Below are 20174 nucleotides of genomic sequence, written 5' to 3'. Positions count from 1 at the left end.
ACTGCATCCTTACGGGCAGTTTTGGACCGGGCAGTTTTCGGCCGGGCAGTTTTCGGCCGGGCAGTTTTGGGCCGGGCAGTTTTCGGCCGGGGCGCTGCCGGGCGGGGGCACTTTGGGCGCCGCGTTCGACGGCGGAGCCTCAGTTCTCGGCGTGTCCGCGCCAAAGTACCCCCGGAGTGCGGCCAGGGCACGGTGGAAGCCCTTGATACGGCGCGTACCAGGGGTAGCCGGGGTAGCGGAGCTAGCCGAGCGGGGCGGAGGGGGCCATCAGGGCCGCCAGTGCCATGCTCTGCAGCAGCGGCCGGGCCCGCTTGACCGCAATCCGCCGGCCGTGGCTGCGCACGGAGTGCGGGGTGGAGTTGATCAGGCCAAACGTGGCGTGCGCCCGCATCCGGAGTTCAGCGGCCTCGGTGTTGGGATGCAGCCCGGCCAGCACCTCGACCCAGAGCTCCACGTAGTTTCTCTGCAGCGTGCGGACCTCGGCCTGGTCGTCGTCGGCGAGGTTGCTGAAGTCCTGGTCCTGCACCCGGATGACGTCGGGGTTGCTGAGGGCGAAGTCCACATGAAACTCGACCAGCCTGCGCAGGGCCGCGGCGGCGCCGTCGGAATCGGCAATGACCTGCCGGCCGCCATCGAGCAGCTCCTGGCTGACGCTGAGCAGCAGCGCCCCCAGGACGGCCTGCTTGCCTGCGAAATGCCGGTAGACCGCCGGGCCGCTGACCCCGGCGGCGGCGCCGAGGTCCTCCAGGGAGACACGGTTGAACCCGTCGACGGCGAACAGCGCGGCCGCCGCGGACAGCAGGGCCTGGCGGCGGTTCTCCTTGGCCTGGCTGCGCTGGGTTGCCGGGGGCTGGGTTGCCGGGGCCGGGGCAGTGCGCTGGGTTGCCGGAGGCTGGGTCGCGGGGGCCAGAGTCGCCAGAGGCGGGCTTGAGGGGACCGGGGTAGAAGTCTGGCTTGTCTGGCTGGACTCGGTCACCGGTACATCCCTCATCTCAAATAAACAGCTGCTTATGTGGCCCCGTGTTGGACATCACAGTTAATGGAGACTAACCTAAATCTCAGTTATGCGGTACTAACCGAAGTGGCTGGAACGGGTGCATCACAGGCCCCCAGCATGAAGGCCAGGAACGGAAGCAGTCAATGGAGACAATCGCCAGCCAGGTGGACGCCACGAGCGCCAGCTATGCCGCGAACCGCGAGGCCCAGCTGGGGCTGGCGCGGGAGCTGAAGGAACGGCTCGCCACGGCGGCTTTGGGCGGGCCGGAAAAGTCCCGGGAACGCCATGTGGCCCGCGGCAAGCTGCTGCCCCGTGAGCGCATCGACCAGTTGCTGGATGAGGGCAGCCCGTTCCTGGAGATCGCGCCGCTGGCGGCCAGTGGCATGTACAACGACGACTCGCCCGGCGCCGGTGTCATTGCCGGGATCGGCCTGGTCCACGGCCGCCAGGTCCTGGTCATCTCCAACGACGCCACCGTCAAGGGCGGCACCTACTACCCGATGACGGTCAAGAAGCACCTCCGGGCGCAGGAAATCGCGCTGGAGAACCGGCTGCCCTGCATCTACCTCGTGGACTCGGGCGGAGCGTTCCTGCCCAAGCAGGACGAGGTCTTCCCGGACAAGGAGCACTTCGGCCGGATCTTCTTCAACCAGGCCAAGATGTCCGCGGCCCGGATCCCGCAGATCGCCTCGGTGATGGGCTCCTGCACCGCCGGCGGCGCCTACGTCCCGGCGATGAGCGACGAGACCGTGATCGTCCGCAACCAGGGCACCATCTTCCTGGGCGGACCGCCGCTGGTGAAGGCCGCGATCGGCGAGATCGTCACGGCCGAGGAACTCGGCGGCGGCGACGTGCACTCGAAGATCTCCGGGGTCACCGACCACCTGGCCGAGAACGATGAGCATGCCCTCCAGATCGTCCGGGACATCGTCTCCACCCTGCCCCGCCCGGCCGCCCCCGCCTGGGACATCGACACCGTCCTCGAACCCCTGGCGGACCCCGAGGAACTGTACGGCGCCGTCCCCACCGATGTGAACGCGCAGTATGACGTCCGGGAGGTCATCGCCCGGCTCGTGGACGGCAGCCGCTTCCACGAATTCAAGAAGAACTACGGCACCACCCTCGTCACCGGCTTCGCGAAACTGCACGGCCACCCGGTCGGGATTGTCGCCAACAACGGGGTGCTCTTCAGCGAATCCTCGCTCAAAGGGGCCCACTTCATCGAACTCTGCGACCAGCGAGGCATCCCGCTGATCTTCCTGCAGAACCTCTCCGGCTTTATGGTCGGCAAGGACTACGAGCAGGGCGGCATCGCCAAGAACGGCGCCAAGATGGTCACCGCCGTCGCCACCGCCCGCGTGCCCAAGCTGACCGTGGTGATCGGCGGGTCCTTCGGCGCCGGAAACTATTCCATGTGCGGCCGCGCCTACTCGCCACGCTTCCTGTGGATGTGGCCGGCGTCCCGGATCTCCGTGATGGGCGGCAACCAGGCCTCCAGCGTGCTCGCCACGGTCAAACGTGACCAGTACGAGGCCCGCGGCGAGGAATGGTCCGCCGCGGACGAGGAAGCGTTCAAGGCCCCGATCAAGGCCCAGTACGAGGACCAGGGCAGCCCCTACTACTCCACCGCCCGCCTCTGGGATGACGGCGTGATCGACCCCGCGGACACCCGCACCGTCCTGGGACTGGCGCTCGACGTCGTCTCCCGCACCCCGCTGCCGGAGACCTCCTTCGGCCTTTTCCGGATGTGAGCCAGCAGTGACTAAAGATTCCACACCCCAGCAGCCGCAGGGCACCAAGCCCCTCTTCGGCACCGTCCTCGTTGCCAACCGTGGCGAGATCGCCTGCCGCGTGTTCCGCACCCTGCGTGCGCTCGGTATCCGCTCGGTCGCCGTCTACTCCGACGCCGACGCCGGCGCCCGGCACGTGCGCGAGGCCGACCTCGCCGTGCGGATCGGCCCCGCCGCCGCGGCCGAGAGCTACCTCAAGATCGAGGCCATCATCCAGGCCTGCCGCGACACCGGCGCCGAGGCAGTGCACCCGGGCTACGGGTTCCTGAGCGAGAACGTCGACTTCGCCCGCGCCCTGGAAAAGGCCGATATCACGTTCATCGGCCCCGGCGTCGAATCCCTCAACGTCATGGGCGACAAGATCCGCTCCAAGAACCACGTCACCGGCTACGGCGTGCCGGTCGTTCCGGGCATCGCCGAGCCGGGCATGACGGACGCGCAGCTGATCCAGGCCGCGGCCGGCGTCGGCTTCCCGCTGCTGATCAAGCCCTCCGCCGGCGGCGGCGGCAAAGGCATGCACATTGTCGAACGCCCCGAGGACCTGGCAGAGACCCTGGTCACCGCCCGCCGCGTCGCTGCCAGCGCCTTCGGCGACGACACCCTCTTCCTGGAGCGCCTCGTCCTGACCCCGCGCCACATCGAGGTCCAGGTCCTCGCGGACAACCACGGCAACGTTATCCACCTCGGCGAACGCGAATGCTCCCTGCAGCGCCGCCACCAGAAGGTCATCGAGGAAGCACCCTCCCCGCTGCTGGAGTCGATGAGCAACGGCGCGGCAATCCGGGTCCGTCTCGGCGAGGCCGCCTGCAACGCCGCCCGCAGCGTCAGCTACAGCGGAGCCGGCACCGTGGAGTTCCTCGTCTCCGACAACGCCCCGGACGAGTTCTTCTTCATGGAGATGAACACCCGCCTGCAGGTCGAACACCCCGTCACCGAGATGGTCACCGGCGTCGACCTCGTCGAATGGCAGGTACGGATCGCCGCCGGCGAGGAACTCACCGTCCGCCAGGACGACGTCGTGCTCACCGGGCACTCGGTGGAAGCGCGGGTCTACGCGGAAATCCCGGAGAAGAACTTCCTGCCCTCGGGCGGTGAGGTGCTGCTCCTGGACGAGCGGGGCGAGATCTTCACCGCGCTGGACGACCTGGACGCCTTCACCCCGGCCTCCGCCGATCCGGACATCCGGATCGATTCATCGCTCCTGAAGGGCCTGGAAATCTCCAGCGACTACGACCCCATGGTCGCCAAGGTCATCGCCTGGGGCCAGGACCGCACCGCCGCCCTCGACAAGCTCGACACCGCCCTGTCCCGTTACACGGCGCTGGGGATTGACACCAACGTCGAATACCTGCGCCTGCTGATCAACGAGGCCGACGTCCGCGCCGGCCGGCTCGACACCGGCCTGATCGAGCGGAAAATGCCGGACTTCTCCTTCCGCCGTGCCGGGGATGCCGAGCTCATCGCCGCGGCCATGCCGTTCTGGGTCCTGGCGGAAGGCCCGTCGGCGGTCGGATCACCCTGGGACACCACAACCGGCTGGCGCCTGGGCGCACCGGCGGCCTGGACCATGAGTTTCGGTGTTCCGGGCGGGGAACTGGCCACCGTGGCCGTCACCTGGCTCAGCAATCTGGACCTTGGCCACGCCACCGTCCGGGTCAACAACGGCCCGGTGCACCGGGTGACGGTTCTGGGGCTGTCCAGTGACGACGTGTTCCTGGAGATCGACGGCCAGGAACAGCGGTTCGCGCAGGGCGCCGTCTGGGAGGACTACCCGCCGGAGGGGAACCCGCAGTACGTCCACGTCGGCAACGGCGGCTGGTCCTGCCGGCTCGAGCCCCTCGACCGTGAAGCGAAGCTGGCCCGAATGCTCGCGGCGATTGAACGCGAGGAGGGCGCCGCGGACCCGGCCGTGCGCTCGCCCATGCCCGGCACCGTGGTGTCCGTTTCCGTCAGCAACGGGGACACAGTGACAGCCGGGCAGGTGCTGCTCTCCGTGGAGGCCATGAAGATGGAGCACCAGCTCGTGGCGCCGCTGGACGGGACGGTGCACATCAGCATCGCGTCCGGGGACCTCGTCAAGGCCGAACAGGTCGTCGCAACCATCCACCCGCCCGCGCCCTCGAAAGCCGAGGACACCATCGAAGAAGCCGTCATCGCCATGGGCGCGGCCGACTAGCCACCCCGGCTTCAGCACAACAGGCCACAACCAGTTCTTAGACACAGCAGTACCGACAGCAGTCCGACAAAAGCCCAGACAGCAGTACCGACAGCCCAGACAGCAGTACCGACAAAGGAGTCCCCATGCCAGATTTTGAACTCAGCGAGGATTACCAGGACCTCAGCGACACCGTCCGCGAATTCGCCGACCAGGTGGTGGCCCCGGTCTCCGCCAAGCACGACGAGGAGCACAGCTTCCCCTACGAGATCGTCTCGCAGATGGCTGACATGGGCCTCTTCGGCCTGCCCTTCCCGGAGGAATTCGGCGGCATGGGCGGCGACTACTTCGCCCTGGCCCTGGCGCTGGAACAGCTCGGCCGCGTGGACCAGTCCGTCGCGATCACCCTGGAAGCCGGGGTCTCCCTCGGCGCCATGCCGATCCACCGATTCGGCACCGCCGCCCAGAAGGAGCAGTGGCTGCCGCTGCTGGCTTCCGGCAAGGCGCTCGCCGGCTTCGGCCTGACCGAGCCGGAAGCAGGCTCCGACGCCGGCGGCACCAAGACCACCGCCAAGCGCGGCGGCGGGGAGTGGGTCATCAACGGCAACAAGGAATTCATCACCAACTCCGGCACCGACATCACCCGGCTGGTCACCGTCACGGCGGTGACCGGCCAGCAGGAACGCCCGGACGGCAGCATCAAGAAGGAGATCTCCACCATCCTGGTGCCCACCGACACCCCCGGCTTCAAAGCCGAAAAGGCCTACAACAAGGTCGGCTGGAACGCCTCGGACACCCACCCGCTGACGCTGAACAACGTCCACGTCCCCGAGGAAAACCTGCTCGGCACCGAGGGGCGCGGCTACGCCAACTTCCTCTCCATCCTCGATGAGGGCCGGATCGCGATCGCGGCACTGGCCGTCGGCGCCGCCCAGGGCTGCGTGGACCAGTCGGTGAAATACGCCAAGGAACGCAGCGCCTTCGGGCAGAACATCGGCAAGTACCAGGCCATCGCGTTCAAGATCGCCCGGATGGAAGCACGCGCCCACACCGCCCGCCTGGCCTACTACGACGCGGCCGCCAGGATGCTCGCCGGCAAGCCGTTCAAGACGCAGGCGGCCATCGCTAAGATGGTCGCAGGCGAGGCAGCCATGGACAACGCGCGGGACGCCACCCAGGTGTTCGGCGGCTATGGCTTCATCAACGAATTCACCGTGGCACGCCACTACCGCGACTCCAAGATCCTTGAAGTCGGCGAGGGCACCACGGAGGTGCAGCTGATGCTGATCGCCCGCGAACTGGGGCTCTGACCGGCCCGCTGGCCGCAACCGCCGAGAGAAGGATCAACGATGATTAACAAAGTTGTTGCCAGCGCCGCCGAAGCCGTCGCGGACATCCGCGACGGCGCCTCCGTCGCCGTCGGCGGGTTCGGGCTCTGCGGCATTCCGGTGGCCCTGATCGATGCCCTGCACCAGAGCGGCGCCACAAACCTGGAGACCGTGAGCAACAACTGCGGCGTCGACGACTGGGGGCTCGGGATCCTGCTCCGGGACGGCCGGATCCGGCGCACCATCAGCTCCTACGTGGGGGAGAACAAGGAATTCGCGCGGCAGTACCTCGCCGGTGAGCTCGAGGTGGTTCTCACCCCGCAAGGCACGCTGGCCGAGAAGCTTCGCGCCGGCGGGGCCGGCATCCCCGCCTTCTACACCCCGGCCGGCGTCGGCACCCAGGTGTCCGACGGCGGCCTGCCGCAGAAGTACGACGCCGGCGGCAACGTCGCGCTCGCCTCCGCGGCGAAGGAGGTGCGCAGCTTCAACGGCGCCGACTACGTCCTTGAGGAGTCGCTGACCCCCGACTTCGGACTGGTGCACGCCTGGAAGGGCGACCGCCACGGCAACCTCGTCTTCCACGCCACCGCGATGAACTTCAACCCGCTCTGCGCCATGGCCGGGAAGATCACCATCGCCGAGGTCGAGGAACTCGTGGAGCCGGGGGAACTGGACCCCGAACACGTCCACATTCCCGGCATCTTCGTCCAGCGTGTGGTGCTCGCGCCCGGCATCGAGAAACGGATCGAGAAGCGGACGGTGGCACTGGCTGCCGCGCCCGTAGCCGGCACTGCAGCCCCCGCCGCAGCAGCCCCCGCCATAGCAACAGACCAGTCAGGAGCCTAGGCCATGGAATCCAACAGGCTGCAGGGTGCCCCGCCCCGCCCCGAGGCGGTCCGCCACGAATACCGGCCGGCCGCCGTCGAGCACCCTGCCGGGGTGGAGAGCAAGGGCTGGACGCGGAACGAACTGGCCGCCCGGGTGGCGCAGGAACTGCGCAACGGCCAGTACGTCAACCTCGGCATCGGGATGCCCACCCTGATCCCTAACTACATCCCGGCCGGCGTCGAGGTGGTCCTGCATTCCGAGAACGGCATCCTCGGCGTCGGACCGTACCCGGGGGAGGACAACGTCGATCCGGACCTGATCAACGCCGGCAAGGAGACCGTGACGGTCAACAAGGGCGCCGCGTTCTTCGACTCCGCCACCTCTTTTGGCATGATCCGCGGCGGGCATGTGGATGTTGCCGTGCTGGGTGCGATGGAAGTGGCCCAGAACGGTGACCTGGCCAACTGGATGATTCCGGGCAAAATGGTCAAGGGCATGGGCGGCGCCATGGACCTGGTGTTCGGCGCGAAAAAGGTGATCGTGATGATGGAGCATGTGGACCGGAACGGCCGGCCCAAGATCGTGGAACGGTGCACGCTGCCACTGACCGGCAAAGCGTGCGTGGACCGCATCATCACCGACCTCGCGGTCATCGACGTCGTGACCGACGACGGCACCTCCCGGCTGGTCCTGCGGGAGCTCGCCCCCAACGTAACGGTGGAGGACGTGGCCGCGGCCACCGGCGCCGAACTCTTCGAGGAAGACCAGGAACTGACAGTATGACGGCGAACCCCCAGCATCTGACCGAACCCCCTGTCGGCGGACCCCGCGTCATCGAACAGCGCGGAATGTACTTCGACGAACTCGAGGAGGACGTGGTGTACGCGCACCGGCCCGGCCGGACCGTCACCGAGTCTGACAACGTCCTCTTCACCACCATGACCATGAACACCCAGGCGCTGCACCTTGATGCCGCCTGGAGTGCTGAGCAGCCGTTCGGCCAGCGCCTGGTGAACTCCATGTTCACCCTGGCCACCGTGGTGGGGCAGTCCGTTCCCCAGCTGACCCAGGGCACCATCATCGCGCAGCTGGGGCTCACGGATGTGTCCTTCCCGCACCCGATGTACCACGGCGACACCTTGTACACGGAGACTGTCGTGACCGGGAAACGGCTGTCCTCCTCCCGGCCCGGGCAGGGGATTGTGACCATGAAACACACCGGCCGGAACCAGCACGGCGAGGTGGTCGCCCTCGCCACCCGCAGCTGCCTGATGTGGACACGGGAAGCACACGCCGCCTCGCAGCCTGCGCAGCGGTCAAACACTGTCCGGCACGAACGAGCGCAAAAGGACAGAATAGAGACATGAGTTTCCTGATGGGCCCTGCCCTGCTGTTTTGCCCTGCCGACCGCCCCGAGCGCTACCAGAAGGCGGCCGAGCGCTCCGACGCCGTGATCGTGGACCTTGAGGACGCCGTCGCGCCGGCGGACAAGCAACGCGCCCGCGGTGCGATCCTCGCCCAGCTCGGCGCCACCGGCGACGTCCCCGAACTCGACCCGAGCCGCACGATCGTCCGGATCAACCCGGCCGGCACGGAGGAGCACGAAAAGGACCTGCATTGCCTCAAGCACACCCCGTACCGGCACATCATGCTGGCCAAGGCTGAAAGCGCCGCCCAGCTCCGGGACCTTGGGGACTACAGTGTGATTGCGCTTTGCGAAACGGCGTTGGGCATCGTGAACGCCGCCGAGATCGCGGCCGAACCCAACGTGGTCGGGCTGATGTGGGGCGCTGAGGATCTGCTGGCCTCCCTCGGGGGCACCTCCAGCAGGACCGACGACGGCACCTACCGCGCGGTGGCGCTGCACGCGCGCTCCACGGTGCTGCTCGCCGCCGGAGCCTTCGGCAAGGAGGCGATCGACTCGGTCTACGTCAACATCCCGGACCTGGACGGGCTGGCCGCTGAGTCGCGCGACGCCGTCGCCTCAGGATTTGGCTCCAAGGCCTGCATCCACCCGAACCAGGTGGCCGTGGTCCGGGGGGCGTATGCGCCTGCCGATTCGGACGTCGCCGCGGCCCGGGAGCTCCTGGCGGCTGCCGCTGCGGCAGGATCCGGCGTCTTCCAGTACCAGGGCAAGATGATCGACGGGCCCATCCTCAAGCACGCCGAATCCACGCTGCGCCGCGCGGGGCACTAACCTCTGCAGGTCTGGAACACGTCGGTTGGTCACGGATGGCCGCTTTGGAGGGTTCCATAGCGGCCGTCTGCGTCAGATGGGTGCTCGGTAGCGGCCATTCGCGTCAGATGGGTGCTCGGTAGCGGCCGTCTGCGTCAGATGGGTGCTCCCTGACCTCGGATGGGGACGTCCTGCGGGGATGAGCTGCGTCGGTTCGTCACGAATGGCCGCTTTGGAGGGCACCATAGCGGCCGTTTGCGTCAGATGGGTGCTCGGTAGCGACCGTTTGCGTCAGACGGGTGCTCGGTAGCGGCCGTTTGCGTCAGATGGGTGCTCCCTGACCTCGGATGGGGACGTCCTGCGGGGATGAGCTGCGTCGGTTCGTCACGAATGGCCGCTTTGGCGCGTCCCATAGCGGCCATTCGCGTCAGATGGGTGCTCGGTAGCGGCCGTTTGCGTCAGATGGGTGCCTCAAGGTGCGCGACCCTGCCCGGCGCTCGCCCGCGACGAATGGGCATGCTCCGTGCGCCCCTTGGAGAATGGACATGCTCAACGCTTCCACAGATAACGGTTCTCCGGCCGGCCTGCGGCACCGTAGCGGGGCGTGAGCCGGGCGAAGCCGTGGATGACCAGATACTCGAGGTAGCGCCGTGCGCTGACCCGCGAGAGTCCGAGTTGAAGCGCCATTCCGGCCGCCGAGACGTCTTCAGGGCTTGACTTGAGCGCTTCGATGACGGCATCCAGCGTGGGCCGGGACAGCCCTTTCGGCAGCCTGGCCGGTGGCCCTGCCGGTGGCCCTGCCGGTGGCCCCGCCAGAGACCCAGCCGCGGGATCGGCAACTGCGGCCCGGCGGGACGGCGCCACGAGACGGTCAATACTGTCCTGGTCCAGCGCTCCGGCGGCCCCGCCCGCGGCGAGTTCGCGGCGAAGCAACAGGTACTCGTCCAGCCGTTCGTTCAGGGCCTGGGACGTAAATGGCTTGACCAGGTAATGCAGCACTCCGCCCGCCATCGCGCCGCGGACCGTGTCCAGCTCCCTCGACGCCGTGATGACCAGGACGTCCAGGGTCTGCTGGCGGCCGCGGAGCTTCCGGAGCACGTCCAGTCCGGACATGTCCGGAAGGTGGATGTCCAGCAGGACCAGTTCCGGCCGCAGCTCCGCCGCCAGATCCAGGCCCTGCTGCCCGGTGTGGGCCAGGCTGACGACGTCGAAGCCGCCGCGGGCCAGCAGGAACCCGTGGTGGATCCCGGCCACTGCCACGTCATCGTCGATGATGAGGGTGCGTATGGGGTTCATAGTTTTTGAAGTTCCGCCTCTTTTGTCTTCAGAACTACGGTGAAGCAGGCGCCGCCCAGCGCGGAGGGTGAGACTGACGCCCCGCCGCCCCGGCGGCGGGCCACGCGCTGGACCAGCGCCAGCCCGAAGCCCCGGCTGTTGATCCCCTTGGCCTGCTTCGTGGTGACGCCGGGTTCGAACACCGCGGCCCGTTCCTGCTCAGGGACACCAGGCCCGTCGTCCTCGACCGTGATGGTGCGTTCGCCGTCGGGAGCCTCATCCAGCCGCACGGCGACGGTGCTGTCATAGCCGACGGCGTCCACCGCGTTGTCGATCAGGTTCCCGAGGACGGTGATGACGTCTCCGGTGCCATCCGGGGTGCACGCTGAGTCCGGGCTCACCAGGATCTCCACGCCGCGCTCGGCGCAGACCGTTGACTTGGCAATCAGCAGCGCCCGGACGTCGTGGTCGGTGATTCCAGCGGCCAGCGGGCGGTTCACGAAGGCGGCGTCGGTGTGGCTTCGGCCCAGGTACTCCACGGCTTTGCCCTGCTCACCCAGCTCCAGGAGACCTGAAATCACGTGCAGCTTATTCGCGAATTCGTGGGCCTGGGCCCGCAGTGCCTGCGTCACGTCCAAGGCGCCGTCCCGGTCGCGGAGGATCGTGTGGAGCTCGGTACGGTCGCGAAGGATGAGGACCTTGCCCACCTCCCGGCCGTCCACCGTGGCGGCGTTGACCTTGCCCAGCAGGATCCGTTCCCCGGACAGCACCAGCTCCTCCGTGGCGGTACCGGCGGCGAGCATGCGTCGGATCCCGGGTTCCAGGCATTCGTTGGCAGGCTTTCCGGTGATCCCCTCGTCCACTCCCAGCAGCCGGCGGGCTTCGTCGTTGACGAGTGCCACCTTCCCCTCGGCGTCGACGGCGACGAGCCCCTCGCCGAGGCCGTGCAGCATCGCGTCGCGGGTCTCGAGCAGGGCCGCGATATCCTCCGGTTCCAGCTTGTAGATCCGCCGCCAGATGAGCTTCGAGATGTACATCGCCCCCAGTGATCCCAGCACTGCCGCCCCGAGGAGCCAGCCGAACAGCTGCGGCAAGTCCTCGTAGAGGTCCTGGGCCAGGGTGCTTTCCAGCACGCCCACGGAGGCCGAGCCGATCACGGTGCCCGCGCCGTCGAAGATGGGAACCTTGACCCGCCAGGATTCGCCCAGGGTCCCGGTCTGGGTGCCGACGTAAATTTCACCGGAAAGCGGCACCGAGGGATCGGTGGAGACGGGCCGGCCGATTTCCGCCGGGTTCGGGTGGGACTGGCGGACCCCGTGGCGGTCCGTCACCACGACGTAGGTGACATTCGAGGCCTGCCGGATGACTTCGGCGATGGGCTGGATGGTCTGGGCCGGTTGCGGTGTCCCGAAGGCATTGACCACCGACGGCAGCCGGGCCACGCTCTCGGCCACTCCGATCAGCCTTCCCTTGTAGGCCTCCCTGAGCTGCTGCTCCTGCATCCGGATGGTCACGGCCCCCACCGCCGTCAGCACAGCCAGCACGATGCCGAGCTGCAGCGCGACCAGCTGGAAGCGTAAGGGAATCCTGTGAACCATGTCACAAGTTTCCCATCCCGCCTGCCGCCCGCGGCCCAAACCAGGGCCCGGGGCCGTGACCAATATGACCACTACTACCTCTACGGCCAAATTCTGGTCCCCGCGTCCGGCCGCTCCTAGTCTCTGGGAAGTGATTCCGATGACGTGCGTCACATCCATACAAGGAGCAACCATGACTTCCCCCTCCAACTTCACGCGACCCAGCTACACCCGCAGGGCTGCCCTCGCAGCCGGGGCGGCCGGCGTCGTTCTCGCCATGTCGGCGTGTGCGGGCGGCGCAAGCGGCGCAGCGGCGGGCCAGAGCGCAGCTGCTGATCCGATCAAGAAGCTGAGCATCATTGTTCCGGCCAACCCGGGAGGCGGCTGGGACCAGACCGGCCGTGCGATGCAGCAGGACCTGCAGGCCAACAAGTTCGTCACCTCGGCCCAGGTCAGCAACATCGGCGGCGGCGGCGGCACCAACGGCCTGGCCAAGCTGGCCACCGAAAAGGACGCCAACACGCTCATGGTGATGGGTTACGTCATGGTGGGCGCCGTGGAAACCAACGCCGCCAAGACCCGGCTGGAGGACACCACCCCCATTGCGCGCCTGACCGAAGAGCCGCTGGTCCTGGTGGTCCCGGCGTCGTCCAAATACCAGTCCGTCCAGGACCTCGTGGATGACATCAAGGCCAACGGCAAGGGCGTCGCGATCACCGGCGGTTCAGCAGGCGGTGCGGACCACATCCTGGCCGGCCAGATCCTGAAATCCCAGGGCGTCGAATCCGACAAACTGAACTACATCGGCTACTCCGGCGGCGGCGAATCGATCGCTGCCCTGCTCGGCAACAAGGTCCAGGCCGGCATCTCCGGTGTGGGCGAGTACGCCGAACAGGTCAAAGCCGGCAAGGTCCGGGCGCTCGCCGTCTCCGGCAAGTCCGAGGCCCCCGCGCTGCCCGGCGTCAAGCCGCTCAAGGACCAGGGCATCGACGTCGTGCTCACCAACTGGCGCGGCGTCGTGGCGCCGGGTTCCATCGACGACGCGCAGAAGGCGAAGCTGACCGACGTCGTCACCAAGCTGCACGACTCCGAGGCCTGGAAGGCCACCCTGGCCAAGAACAACTGGGATGACGCCTTCCTCTCCGGCGACGGTTTCAAGACCTTCCTCACCGAGGACATCGCCAAGGTCAAGACCACGCTGACCGAGATCGGCCTGGTCAAGTAACAATGTCCGTCCAAGTAAGCACGCCCGCCAAGCGGCCCACGGGGGAGATCCTCTTCGCCCTGGTGTTCGTGAGCGTGGGCGCGGCAGGCCTCCTGGCGGCGGGGTCCATCCCGATCCCGCCGTCGGAGACCGGCATCGGCCCGCGGGCCTTCCCCTACATCGTGTGCAGCATGCTGGTCCTCGTAGGCACCGGCATCGTCGCCCAGGTCTTCCGTGGCAAGGTGGGCCATGCCGAGGAAAGCGAAGACCTCGACGTCACGGCCAAGACCGACTGGATTGCGCTGGCGAAACTCGTCGGCTTCGTGGTGCTGCACATCTTCCTGATCGAACCGGCCGGCTGGCCCGTTGCCGCGGCTGTGCTTTTCAGCGGAGCCGCGTGGACCCTCGAGGCCAGGCCGCTCTGGAAGGCGGTCATCATTTCCGTGCTCCTGGCGCTCGTGCTGCAGTACGTCTTCGGCGGACTGCTGGGCGTGTCCCTGCCGCCGGGTCCCCTGCTTGAGGGGGTGCCGTTCTTCCATGGATAGCTTCACGATGCTCCTCGAAGGCTTCTCGACGGCGCTGCAGCCGGTCTATCTGCTGTACGCCCTGGGCGGGGTTTTTGTCGGCACCGCCGTCGGTGTGCTGCCCGGCATCGGTCCGGCGATGACCGTCGCGCTGCTGATGCCGATCACCTATTCGCTGGATCCCGCGGCCGCCCTGATCGTGTTTGCCGGCATCTATTACGGCGGCATGTACGGCGGTTCCACCACCTCCATCCTGCTCAATACGCCGGGCGAGTCGTCCTCGATCGTCACCGCGCTCGAGGGCAACAAGATGGCCAAAGCGGGTCGGGGCGCGGCCGCACTCGCGACGGCGGCAATCGGCTCGTTCGTCGCCGGCACCATCGCGACGGTGCTGCTGACGTTCCTGGCACCCGTCGTCGCGGAACTGGCCGTGGGATTGGGACCCGTGGACTACGTCGCCCTCATGGTGGTGGCGTTCCTCACCGTCGGGGCACTGCTGGGCGCCTCCGTGCTGCGCGGCCTCGCCTCGCTGGCCCTCGGGCTGTTCATCGGCATGATCGGCATCGACGACAGCACCGCGCAACAGCGTTTCACCTTCGACAACCCCACGCTGGTGGACGGCATCGACATGGTGCTCGTGGCCGTGGGTCTCTTCGCCCTCGGTGAGGCCCTGTACGTGGCGTCGAAGCTGCGGCACGGTCCGGTCGAAGTCATCCCGGTCAGCAAGGGCAAGAATGCCTGGCTGTCCAAGGAGGACTGGAAACGGTCCTGGAAGCCGTGGCTGCGGGGCACATTCATCGGATTCCCCATCGGCACGGTGCCGGCGGGCGGCGCGGACGTGTCCACGTTCCTGTCCTACGCCGCGGAGCGGAAACTGGCCAAGGGCCCGAACAAAGCACAGTTCGGCAAGGGCGCGATCGAGGGCGTGGCCGGTCCGGAGGCGGCGAACAACGCCGCGGCGGCCGGTGTCCTGGTCCCGCTGCTGACGCTCGGAATTCCGACGACGGCGACTGCGGCCATGATGCTCACCGCGTTCCAGCGCTACCAGATCCAGCCCGGGCCCCTGCTCTTCGAGAACCAGGGTGCGCTGGTGTGGACCCTGATCGCCTCGCTGTACGTGGGCAACCTGATGCTGCTGGTGCTCAATCTGCCCCTGGTCGGCCTGTGGGTGAAGATCCTGCAGATCCCGCGGCCGTACCTGTACTCAGGCATCCTCGTCTTCGCGGCGCTGGGCGCCTTCTCGGTGAACTTTGCCGCGGCCGACGTCGGCATCCTGCTGGTGGTCGGAATCCTGGGCTACTTCATGCGCCGCTACGGCTATCCCGTGGCGCCGATGGTTGTGGCGATGATCCTTGGGCCGATGTTCGAAGTGCAGCTGCGGCGCTCGCTGCAGCTCTCGCAGAACGATCCCACGGCACTGTTCTCCTCGCCGTTCGCGGTGGTTGTGTACGCCTCAATGGCACTGATCTTCGCAGGCTCCTGGTGGCTTCGCCGCCGCCAGAGCGCGCTGGAGGCCGCGCCAGTGAAAGAGGAGTTGTCCGTCTAGGCCGGATGCCGGACGCGAATGGCCGGAAGGGAAACTCCCTTCCGGCCATTCGCGTCAGAGGGGTGCCGGCGGGGCCCCGCGGGTTCCGGGGCCAGGTGTGACGCCGCCGGGCCTGCAGCCTCAGCCCCCGGGCGGCAGCGACAGGGGCGGAATGGACTCGTCCAGCAGCATCCGGATCCAGCGCTGGCCGGTGGCACGGAATTCCTCCCGGGTGGCGAAGCGGTACAGGTAGCTGCTGGCCCGCACCCAGCGGGGCCGGGCGCCGTCGAACGGATCATGCCGCAGCAGCCGCAGGGTGGGCCGGTCGGCCTCCAGCAGTTTGGCCAGGAAGGCGTAGAACCACTGCTCATGCACGGTGCGCAGCGGCAGGAACCACATCAGCCAGTCCAGGCGCAGGTGGTAGGGCGCCCACTGGCGCGGGATCCGGCGGACGTCACCGGGCTTGCCGCGGAAGCCGTACTCCCGCCAGTCCGCAGCATCGTCGGGATCCGCAGCGAGGGTGCCTTCCACCACGATTTCGATCCGCTGCTTGGTGACCGTGCCAAACGCGCCGTAGCTGTTCCCCAGCTGCCAGCGGTTGAAGGCCGCGTTCATCAGCTGGTAGTGGGAGAACAGGTTCTCGATCGGGCGGTAGCTGAGCACCACCAGGAGCACCGTGGCAAGCAGGATCACCACCAGCCAGGCGAGCGGCGCTTGGCTGCCGGTTGCCGCACCAGCCGCTGCTCCTGCGGCACCCGCGGCCGCCGCGGGAGCCGTGGCGGTGCCGGCGGCCGCGGCGTTCCAGTCGAGCGGGATCGCCGGGATGAGCGCATGCGCCACCGGGTCGCTCACTGCGGCGAAGGCGAGCAGGATCGCCATCCAGTTGAGCCAGGCGAAGTTCCCGCTCGCCACCAGCCACAGCTGCGTGAAGATGATGATTCCCGCAGCCACGCTGGCCAGCGGCTGCGGGGCGAAGAGGAAGAACGGCACCACCAGCTGCGCGAAATGGTTGCCCAGCACCTCCATCCGGTGCCACCGCTTCGGCAGCAGGTGCGCCTGCCGGCTGAGCGGCCCGGGCATCGGCTGGGTCTCGTGGTGGTAGTACAGGGCTGTGAGGTCACGCCACTCCCGGCCGCCGCGGATCTTGATCATGCCGGCGCCGAACTCCAGGCGGAACACCAGCCACGCCAGCAGGATCAGGATGGTCCGCGGCGGGGGAGTCTGGTCGGAGCCGAGGAAGGCCACAATGAAGCCCGCCTCCAGCAGCAGCATCTCCCAGCCGAAGCCGTAGAACGTCTGCCCCACGTTGACGATCGACATGTACAGCAGCCAGAGTGCCAGGAACGCCAGCAGGGGGACCCACGGCGGGCCCAGCTGCGGCAGACCCAGGACGAGCGTGGCGGCAACCCCCAACCCGCCCCAGCAGACGGCCCGCAGCAGCCGGTCAGAGTAGCGCCAGCTGAACAGGGTGGGCCTGCGCAGGCGGCTGGAGCGTGCCAGGAAATCCGGCACCGGCAACAGCCCGCGCTCGCCGAGGAGAGCCGGGAACTGGTTCAGCGAGGACAGGAACGCCACGAAGTAGACCGTGGCGACGCCGCGCTGCAGCACCTGCCGGGCGAACTCATACTCCGGCGCGTCAAACCAGGCCGTCCACTCCACGATCCCCACGTTACGCCTGCGGTCCGGGGCGTCAATGCGCGGCGGCGCGCCTGGGTAATGCTTAGAACTGGTGGGACGCGCTTACGCCTTCATTCTGATTCTTGATGTCCACGCTGACCCGTCCCAGTACCGGAAAGGAGCCACTTCCTCCGGGTCCGGGTAAAAACCTGGCAGCAGTGCCCCGGCTCTGGACTGAGCTGATGCTGGTTCGCTGGCGGAAGGCAGCGCGTCTTCGTCGAAGGAAAGATCTATGACAGCCGCCTGCAGGGCCGGCTTCGGGGCCGTCCGGTGGGCCAGCAGCCGTTGCCGTTCCGCTGCTTTTTCTGCCCGGACTCTTTCCGCCTCGGCGCGCTTCTCTTCCTTGGCGCGCTCGGCTTGCCCGCGCTTTATTTCCGCGGCCCGTACTTTCTCCTGGGCGGCGTCGGACTTCTCCTGTTCAAGTTCCTGTTGCCGGTGCTGGATCCGGGTCAGGGCCTCCCGGAGGCCGGGGACGCTGGCGTCTTCCGCCAGGATTTTCTCAAGGTCCGCTGTTGCGCGCGCGAACGCGCCCTCGGCGAGGCTGATCTCGGAACGGAGAGCCAAAGACTGAAACCGCAAGGCTGTCCCATACTTCTTGCCCGCCGTCAGCGACTTGATGCATTCCTTTGCAGCGACGAGTTCACCGAGCGCCAGATGTGACTTGGCCCGGAAGATTGCCAGCATCGCGGTGATTTCCGAATCAATGGCGACGCCGTTTGTGAGGCGGAGAACTTCGTTCCAGTCCTCCAGCTCGATGTAGAGGTCTGCAAGGCTCAACAGCGCGGGATAGCTCGGGTCCAGGGCCTCGACGTAGTAGACCGCCTCTTGGGTCTGGCCCTGGATCTGCAGCGCTTCGGCAAGCGCGAGTGTCGCCGCGTCGTGCGAGAGAGGCAATTCGACGGCAACGCCGCCGGCGATACCGAGCGTCAGCCGGTAGCCTGCGAGGTACTTTTGCGTGAACGCGTGCGTTTCCAATCCCCCATTAAGGGAGAGTGCAGCGCGCAGGTACCCGACCGCCGTGTCCGTCCGTCCGTGGATGAGGTGCCGCAGACCGAGCAGAACATTTGCCAGCTTTGCGTATTGCGGGTGGGCCAGAACGGCCTCATCGAGGTTCAGCGCTTCCGGCTGGGAGACAAAGGTGAAAAGGAACTTTTCCTCCTTTGGTGCAAACATCCCTGGTCGCGCCGTCGCCATTGCCGCGGCCGATGTCGGCGTTCTGACCGGCGCGGGCCTTGACGAGGCCGGGGCCTTTCTCGCTGCAACCTTCCGTCCACCCACATACGTGCTTACTCCGCCGGTGGATACCCGAACACGCACCCCGGGCATCACCTTGAACGACGAGCTTTTCTTGAAACCCACTATTCCCCCTTGGACATTGACATACTGCGCCGGAACTCGGACGCCTCGGCTTCTTCCCTGAATTCGAGTGTTGTTGCCCCAACAATTCTTCGCACCGCTTCACGCACCTCGTGAGGGGTGGCGTAGAAAAACTCCCTGCGTAGGTTGACCCGGTTCACGCGCCGTTCTTCGAATTCCCGGTGCAGCTGCCCCTCCAAACCAGCGGCGTCGTCACTGAAGAAGAGGACGTGAACGTCGTACAGGAATGGAACGCCCGCGCCGCTGAGTTCACGGATTCGCTCCGTCGGCTCAAGGCGACGCGTCATGCCGATTTTCACGATCCGGTCGCCGAAGGCCCCGAGATTCGATATTACATAGACGTAGCCGGCCCTGGCGTTGGCTTCCCGGTTTTCGATGTCGCGAAGGTTGAGTTCGGCTTGTTCGAGCCGCTCCTGCATCGTAGCGATGGCAAAGGCGTCCCCGCTGTTGATCGCTATCTGCAGAGCGGCTTCGTATTGATCGCGTTCCTTCTCGAATTTTTCACGGGCTTTCTGGAGCTCACGTTCAACCTTTTCCTGCTCGCGAAGCTCGTCTCGGACGGCCCTCTGGGTTTCGCGCTCTTCAGCGACCTTCAGGTGGTAGTCAGCGGTGAGCCGGATTTCAGCGAGACGGAGTTCGTGATATTCCTCCGTGATCTGAATGGCCATACTTCGACCAAGTTTCTGAATCGAGTCTTTGGCCCGCATCAGCCTTGAGATGGTCGGCTCAAGGTTGTGGCTGCGGACGGTACGGATACAGTTGTCGGATTCGGCGTTATATGCGCGGAGCATGAGTCGGCATTGTTCACGGACCATCCGGGCTCCATCTTGCAGGCTGCCATTCACTGCCCAGTTGGCGGCTCCTGTTACGCCCCGCTCCTTCGCCGTTTCTTTGACCTTCGAGCGCAACAGGTCGAGGCGGTCCTTGTATTGGATTGCGTCGTCCAGCGGGTGCGCGAACTCGTAGATGCCGAGATCTTGAAGGAGTTTGATCTCCCGCGTCTCGACAATCATGGATTCGAGTTCCCTTAGCACTGCTTCTTTTTCCCGGATGCGGTGCTCCAGATCGTGGAGATCATTGATGTGCTGCTGGTCGGGGGCCGGGGGCAAGAGTCCCGGCGCCGGGTCGGCCGGAGTCTCCCCGCCCAGGGACACACCATGCTCAGCGAGGAATGATTCGAGACCGCCAGTCCAGCCCTGCGATACGCTGCGGACCTTCCAATCACCGTTTCTGCGGTAGATCTCGCCCATCACAGCCACATTTTCGCTGGACAGGTCCGACGCGGGGATTTCGAAAGACACTCCGGACGGTGATTTGATGAGCAGGCGCAGGTCTCCCAGTTGGCCAAGGACTTGATCTGAAGCATCCAAGCTGGCGGCTATTGCGATTCGGTGGACAACTTCAGGGATTTGGGAAAGCGAAATCGTCGCTGAGTGTTCCTGGACGCCGGTTCCCGCGGATTTCCGGCCCATGTATTCAACTGCGCCGTCGAGATATTGCGGCTGATTGTAGAAAACGAGCGCCTCGTTGGACGGAACTTTTCCGTGTGAATCGACCATGATCAAGAAGAGGTCTACCTCAGAATGCGAAAGGGAAGACTGCCATTGGAGATCGACCGAAAGTCTTTCGCCGTTGCGTGTCGGCAGAGTCGAATTTCCACCCTTGTTCAGGATTGAGTGCGGCATTCACCGAACATATAACAACGGACCGACACTTTCCCGCGGGAGACATCAGCCGGCAT

The 20174-nt window shown here is 66.6% G+C and carries 16 protein-coding genes; 10 read left to right on the top strand and 6 right to left on the bottom strand.

Going from position 1 to position 20174, the window contains the following annotated elements; all coding sequences use genetic code 11:
* Positions 1-241: 241 nt before the first annotated feature.
* Entirely contained in the window at positions 242-910 is a 669-nt protein-coding gene (locus AC1MFL_RS03180) for an SACE_7040 family transcriptional regulator (RefSeq protein ID WP_479815285.1), read from the bottom strand.
* A gap of 230 nt (positions 911-1140) precedes the next feature.
* Between AC1MFL_RS03180 and AC1MFL_RS03175 the strand changes: the two genes are divergently transcribed.
* The 7 genes from AC1MFL_RS03175 to AC1MFL_RS03145 all read left to right on the top strand — a co-directional run bounded on the left by AC1MFL_RS03175 (position 1141) and on the right by AC1MFL_RS03145 (position 9295).
* Entirely contained in the window at positions 1141-2748 is a 1608-nt protein-coding gene (locus AC1MFL_RS03175; RefSeq protein ID WP_479813417.1) for a carboxyl transferase domain-containing protein, read from the top strand.
* Positions 2749-2755: 7 nt separating this feature from the next.
* Entirely contained in the window at positions 2756-4963 is a 2208-nt protein-coding gene (locus AC1MFL_RS03170; protein ID WP_479813415.1) for an acetyl/propionyl/methylcrotonyl-CoA carboxylase subunit alpha, read from the top strand.
* A gap of 125 nt (positions 4964-5088) precedes the next feature.
* The gene (locus AC1MFL_RS03165) at positions 5089-6252 is read left to right on the top strand and encodes an acyl-CoA dehydrogenase family protein (protein ID WP_479813413.1); all 1164 of its coding nucleotides are present in this window, start codon (positions 5089-5091) and stop codon (positions 6250-6252) included.
* A 39-nt stretch (positions 6253-6291) separates the two neighbouring features.
* A complete protein-coding gene (locus AC1MFL_RS03160; RefSeq protein ID WP_479813411.1) occupies positions 6292-7116 on the top strand; it encodes a CoA transferase subunit A in 825 nt (274 codons plus the stop codon).
* A gap of 3 nt (positions 7117-7119) precedes the next feature.
* Positions 7120-7881 carry a CoA transferase subunit B gene (locus tag AC1MFL_RS03155; RefSeq protein WP_479813409.1) on the top strand — a complete coding sequence of 254 codons (762 nt, stop codon included), beginning with the start codon at positions 7120-7122 and terminating at the stop codon, positions 7879-7881.
* Positions 7878-8465: a MaoC family dehydratase gene (locus AC1MFL_RS03150; RefSeq protein WP_479813407.1), complete on the top strand. Its 588-nt coding sequence runs from the start codon at positions 7878-7880 to the stop codon at positions 8463-8465. Before AC1MFL_RS03155 ends, AC1MFL_RS03150 begins: the two co-directional genes overlap by 4 nt.
* Positions 8462-9295, top strand: coding sequence for an HpcH/HpaI aldolase/citrate lyase family protein (locus AC1MFL_RS03145; protein ID WP_479813405.1), 834 nt, complete (start codon positions 8462-8464; stop codon positions 9293-9295). Before AC1MFL_RS03150 ends, AC1MFL_RS03145 begins: the two co-directional genes overlap by 4 nt.
* A 528-nt stretch (positions 9296-9823) precedes the next feature.
* Here the strand turns inward: AC1MFL_RS03145 and AC1MFL_RS03140 are convergent.
* Complete coding sequence (locus AC1MFL_RS03140; RefSeq protein WP_479813403.1) at positions 9824-10570, bottom strand: response regulator; 747 nt, start codon at positions 10568-10570, stop codon at positions 9824-9826.
* On the bottom strand, positions 10567-12147 hold the full coding sequence (locus tag AC1MFL_RS03135; RefSeq protein ID WP_479813401.1) for an ATP-binding protein: 1581 nt from the start codon (positions 12145-12147) through the stop codon (positions 10567-10569). The genes AC1MFL_RS03140 and AC1MFL_RS03135 overlap by 4 nt, the downstream gene beginning before the upstream one ends.
* Positions 12148-12319: 172 nt before the next feature.
* Between AC1MFL_RS03135 and AC1MFL_RS03130 the strand changes: the two genes are divergently transcribed.
* From AC1MFL_RS03130 to AC1MFL_RS03120, 3 genes are read left to right on the top strand one after another with little or no spacing between them, the layout of a single operon-like run.
* Complete coding sequence (locus AC1MFL_RS03130; protein WP_479813399.1) at positions 12320-13351, top strand: Bug family tripartite tricarboxylate transporter substrate binding protein; 1032 nt, start codon at positions 12320-12322, stop codon at positions 13349-13351.
* A gap of 2 nt (positions 13352-13353) precedes the next feature.
* Complete coding sequence (locus AC1MFL_RS03125) at positions 13354-13875, top strand: tripartite tricarboxylate transporter TctB family protein (protein WP_479813397.1); 522 nt, start codon at positions 13354-13356, stop codon at positions 13873-13875.
* Complete coding sequence (locus AC1MFL_RS03120) at positions 13868-15400, top strand: tripartite tricarboxylate transporter permease (protein WP_479813395.1); 1533 nt, start codon at positions 13868-13870, stop codon at positions 15398-15400. The genes AC1MFL_RS03125 and AC1MFL_RS03120 overlap by 8 nt, the downstream gene beginning before the upstream one ends.
* 120 nt (positions 15401-15520) lie before the next feature.
* Here the strand turns inward: AC1MFL_RS03120 and AC1MFL_RS03115 are convergent, their stop codons facing one another.
* From AC1MFL_RS03115 to AC1MFL_RS03105, 3 genes are all read right to left on the bottom strand, one after another.
* Positions 15521-17038, bottom strand: a complete 1518-nt coding sequence (locus AC1MFL_RS03115) for a lipase maturation factor family protein (protein ID WP_479813393.1) — start codon at positions 17036-17038, stop codon at positions 15521-15523.
* Between the two features lie 81 nt (positions 17039-17119).
* Positions 17120-18229, bottom strand: a complete 1110-nt coding sequence (locus AC1MFL_RS03110) for a DUF2510 domain-containing protein (protein ID WP_479813391.1) — start codon at positions 18227-18229, stop codon at positions 17120-17122.
* Between the two features lie 185 nt (positions 18230-18414).
* Entirely contained in the window at positions 18415-20118 is a 1704-nt protein-coding gene (locus tag AC1MFL_RS03105; protein ID WP_479813389.1) for an SNIPE associated domain-containing protein, read from the bottom strand.
* Between the last annotated feature and the right edge of the window lie 56 nt (positions 20119-20174).

The organism is Arthrobacter sp. BG3 (genome assembly GCF_056680185.1).
Note: the sequence above shows the minus strand (reverse complement) of the source record. Positions and strands in the feature narration are given on the sequence as shown.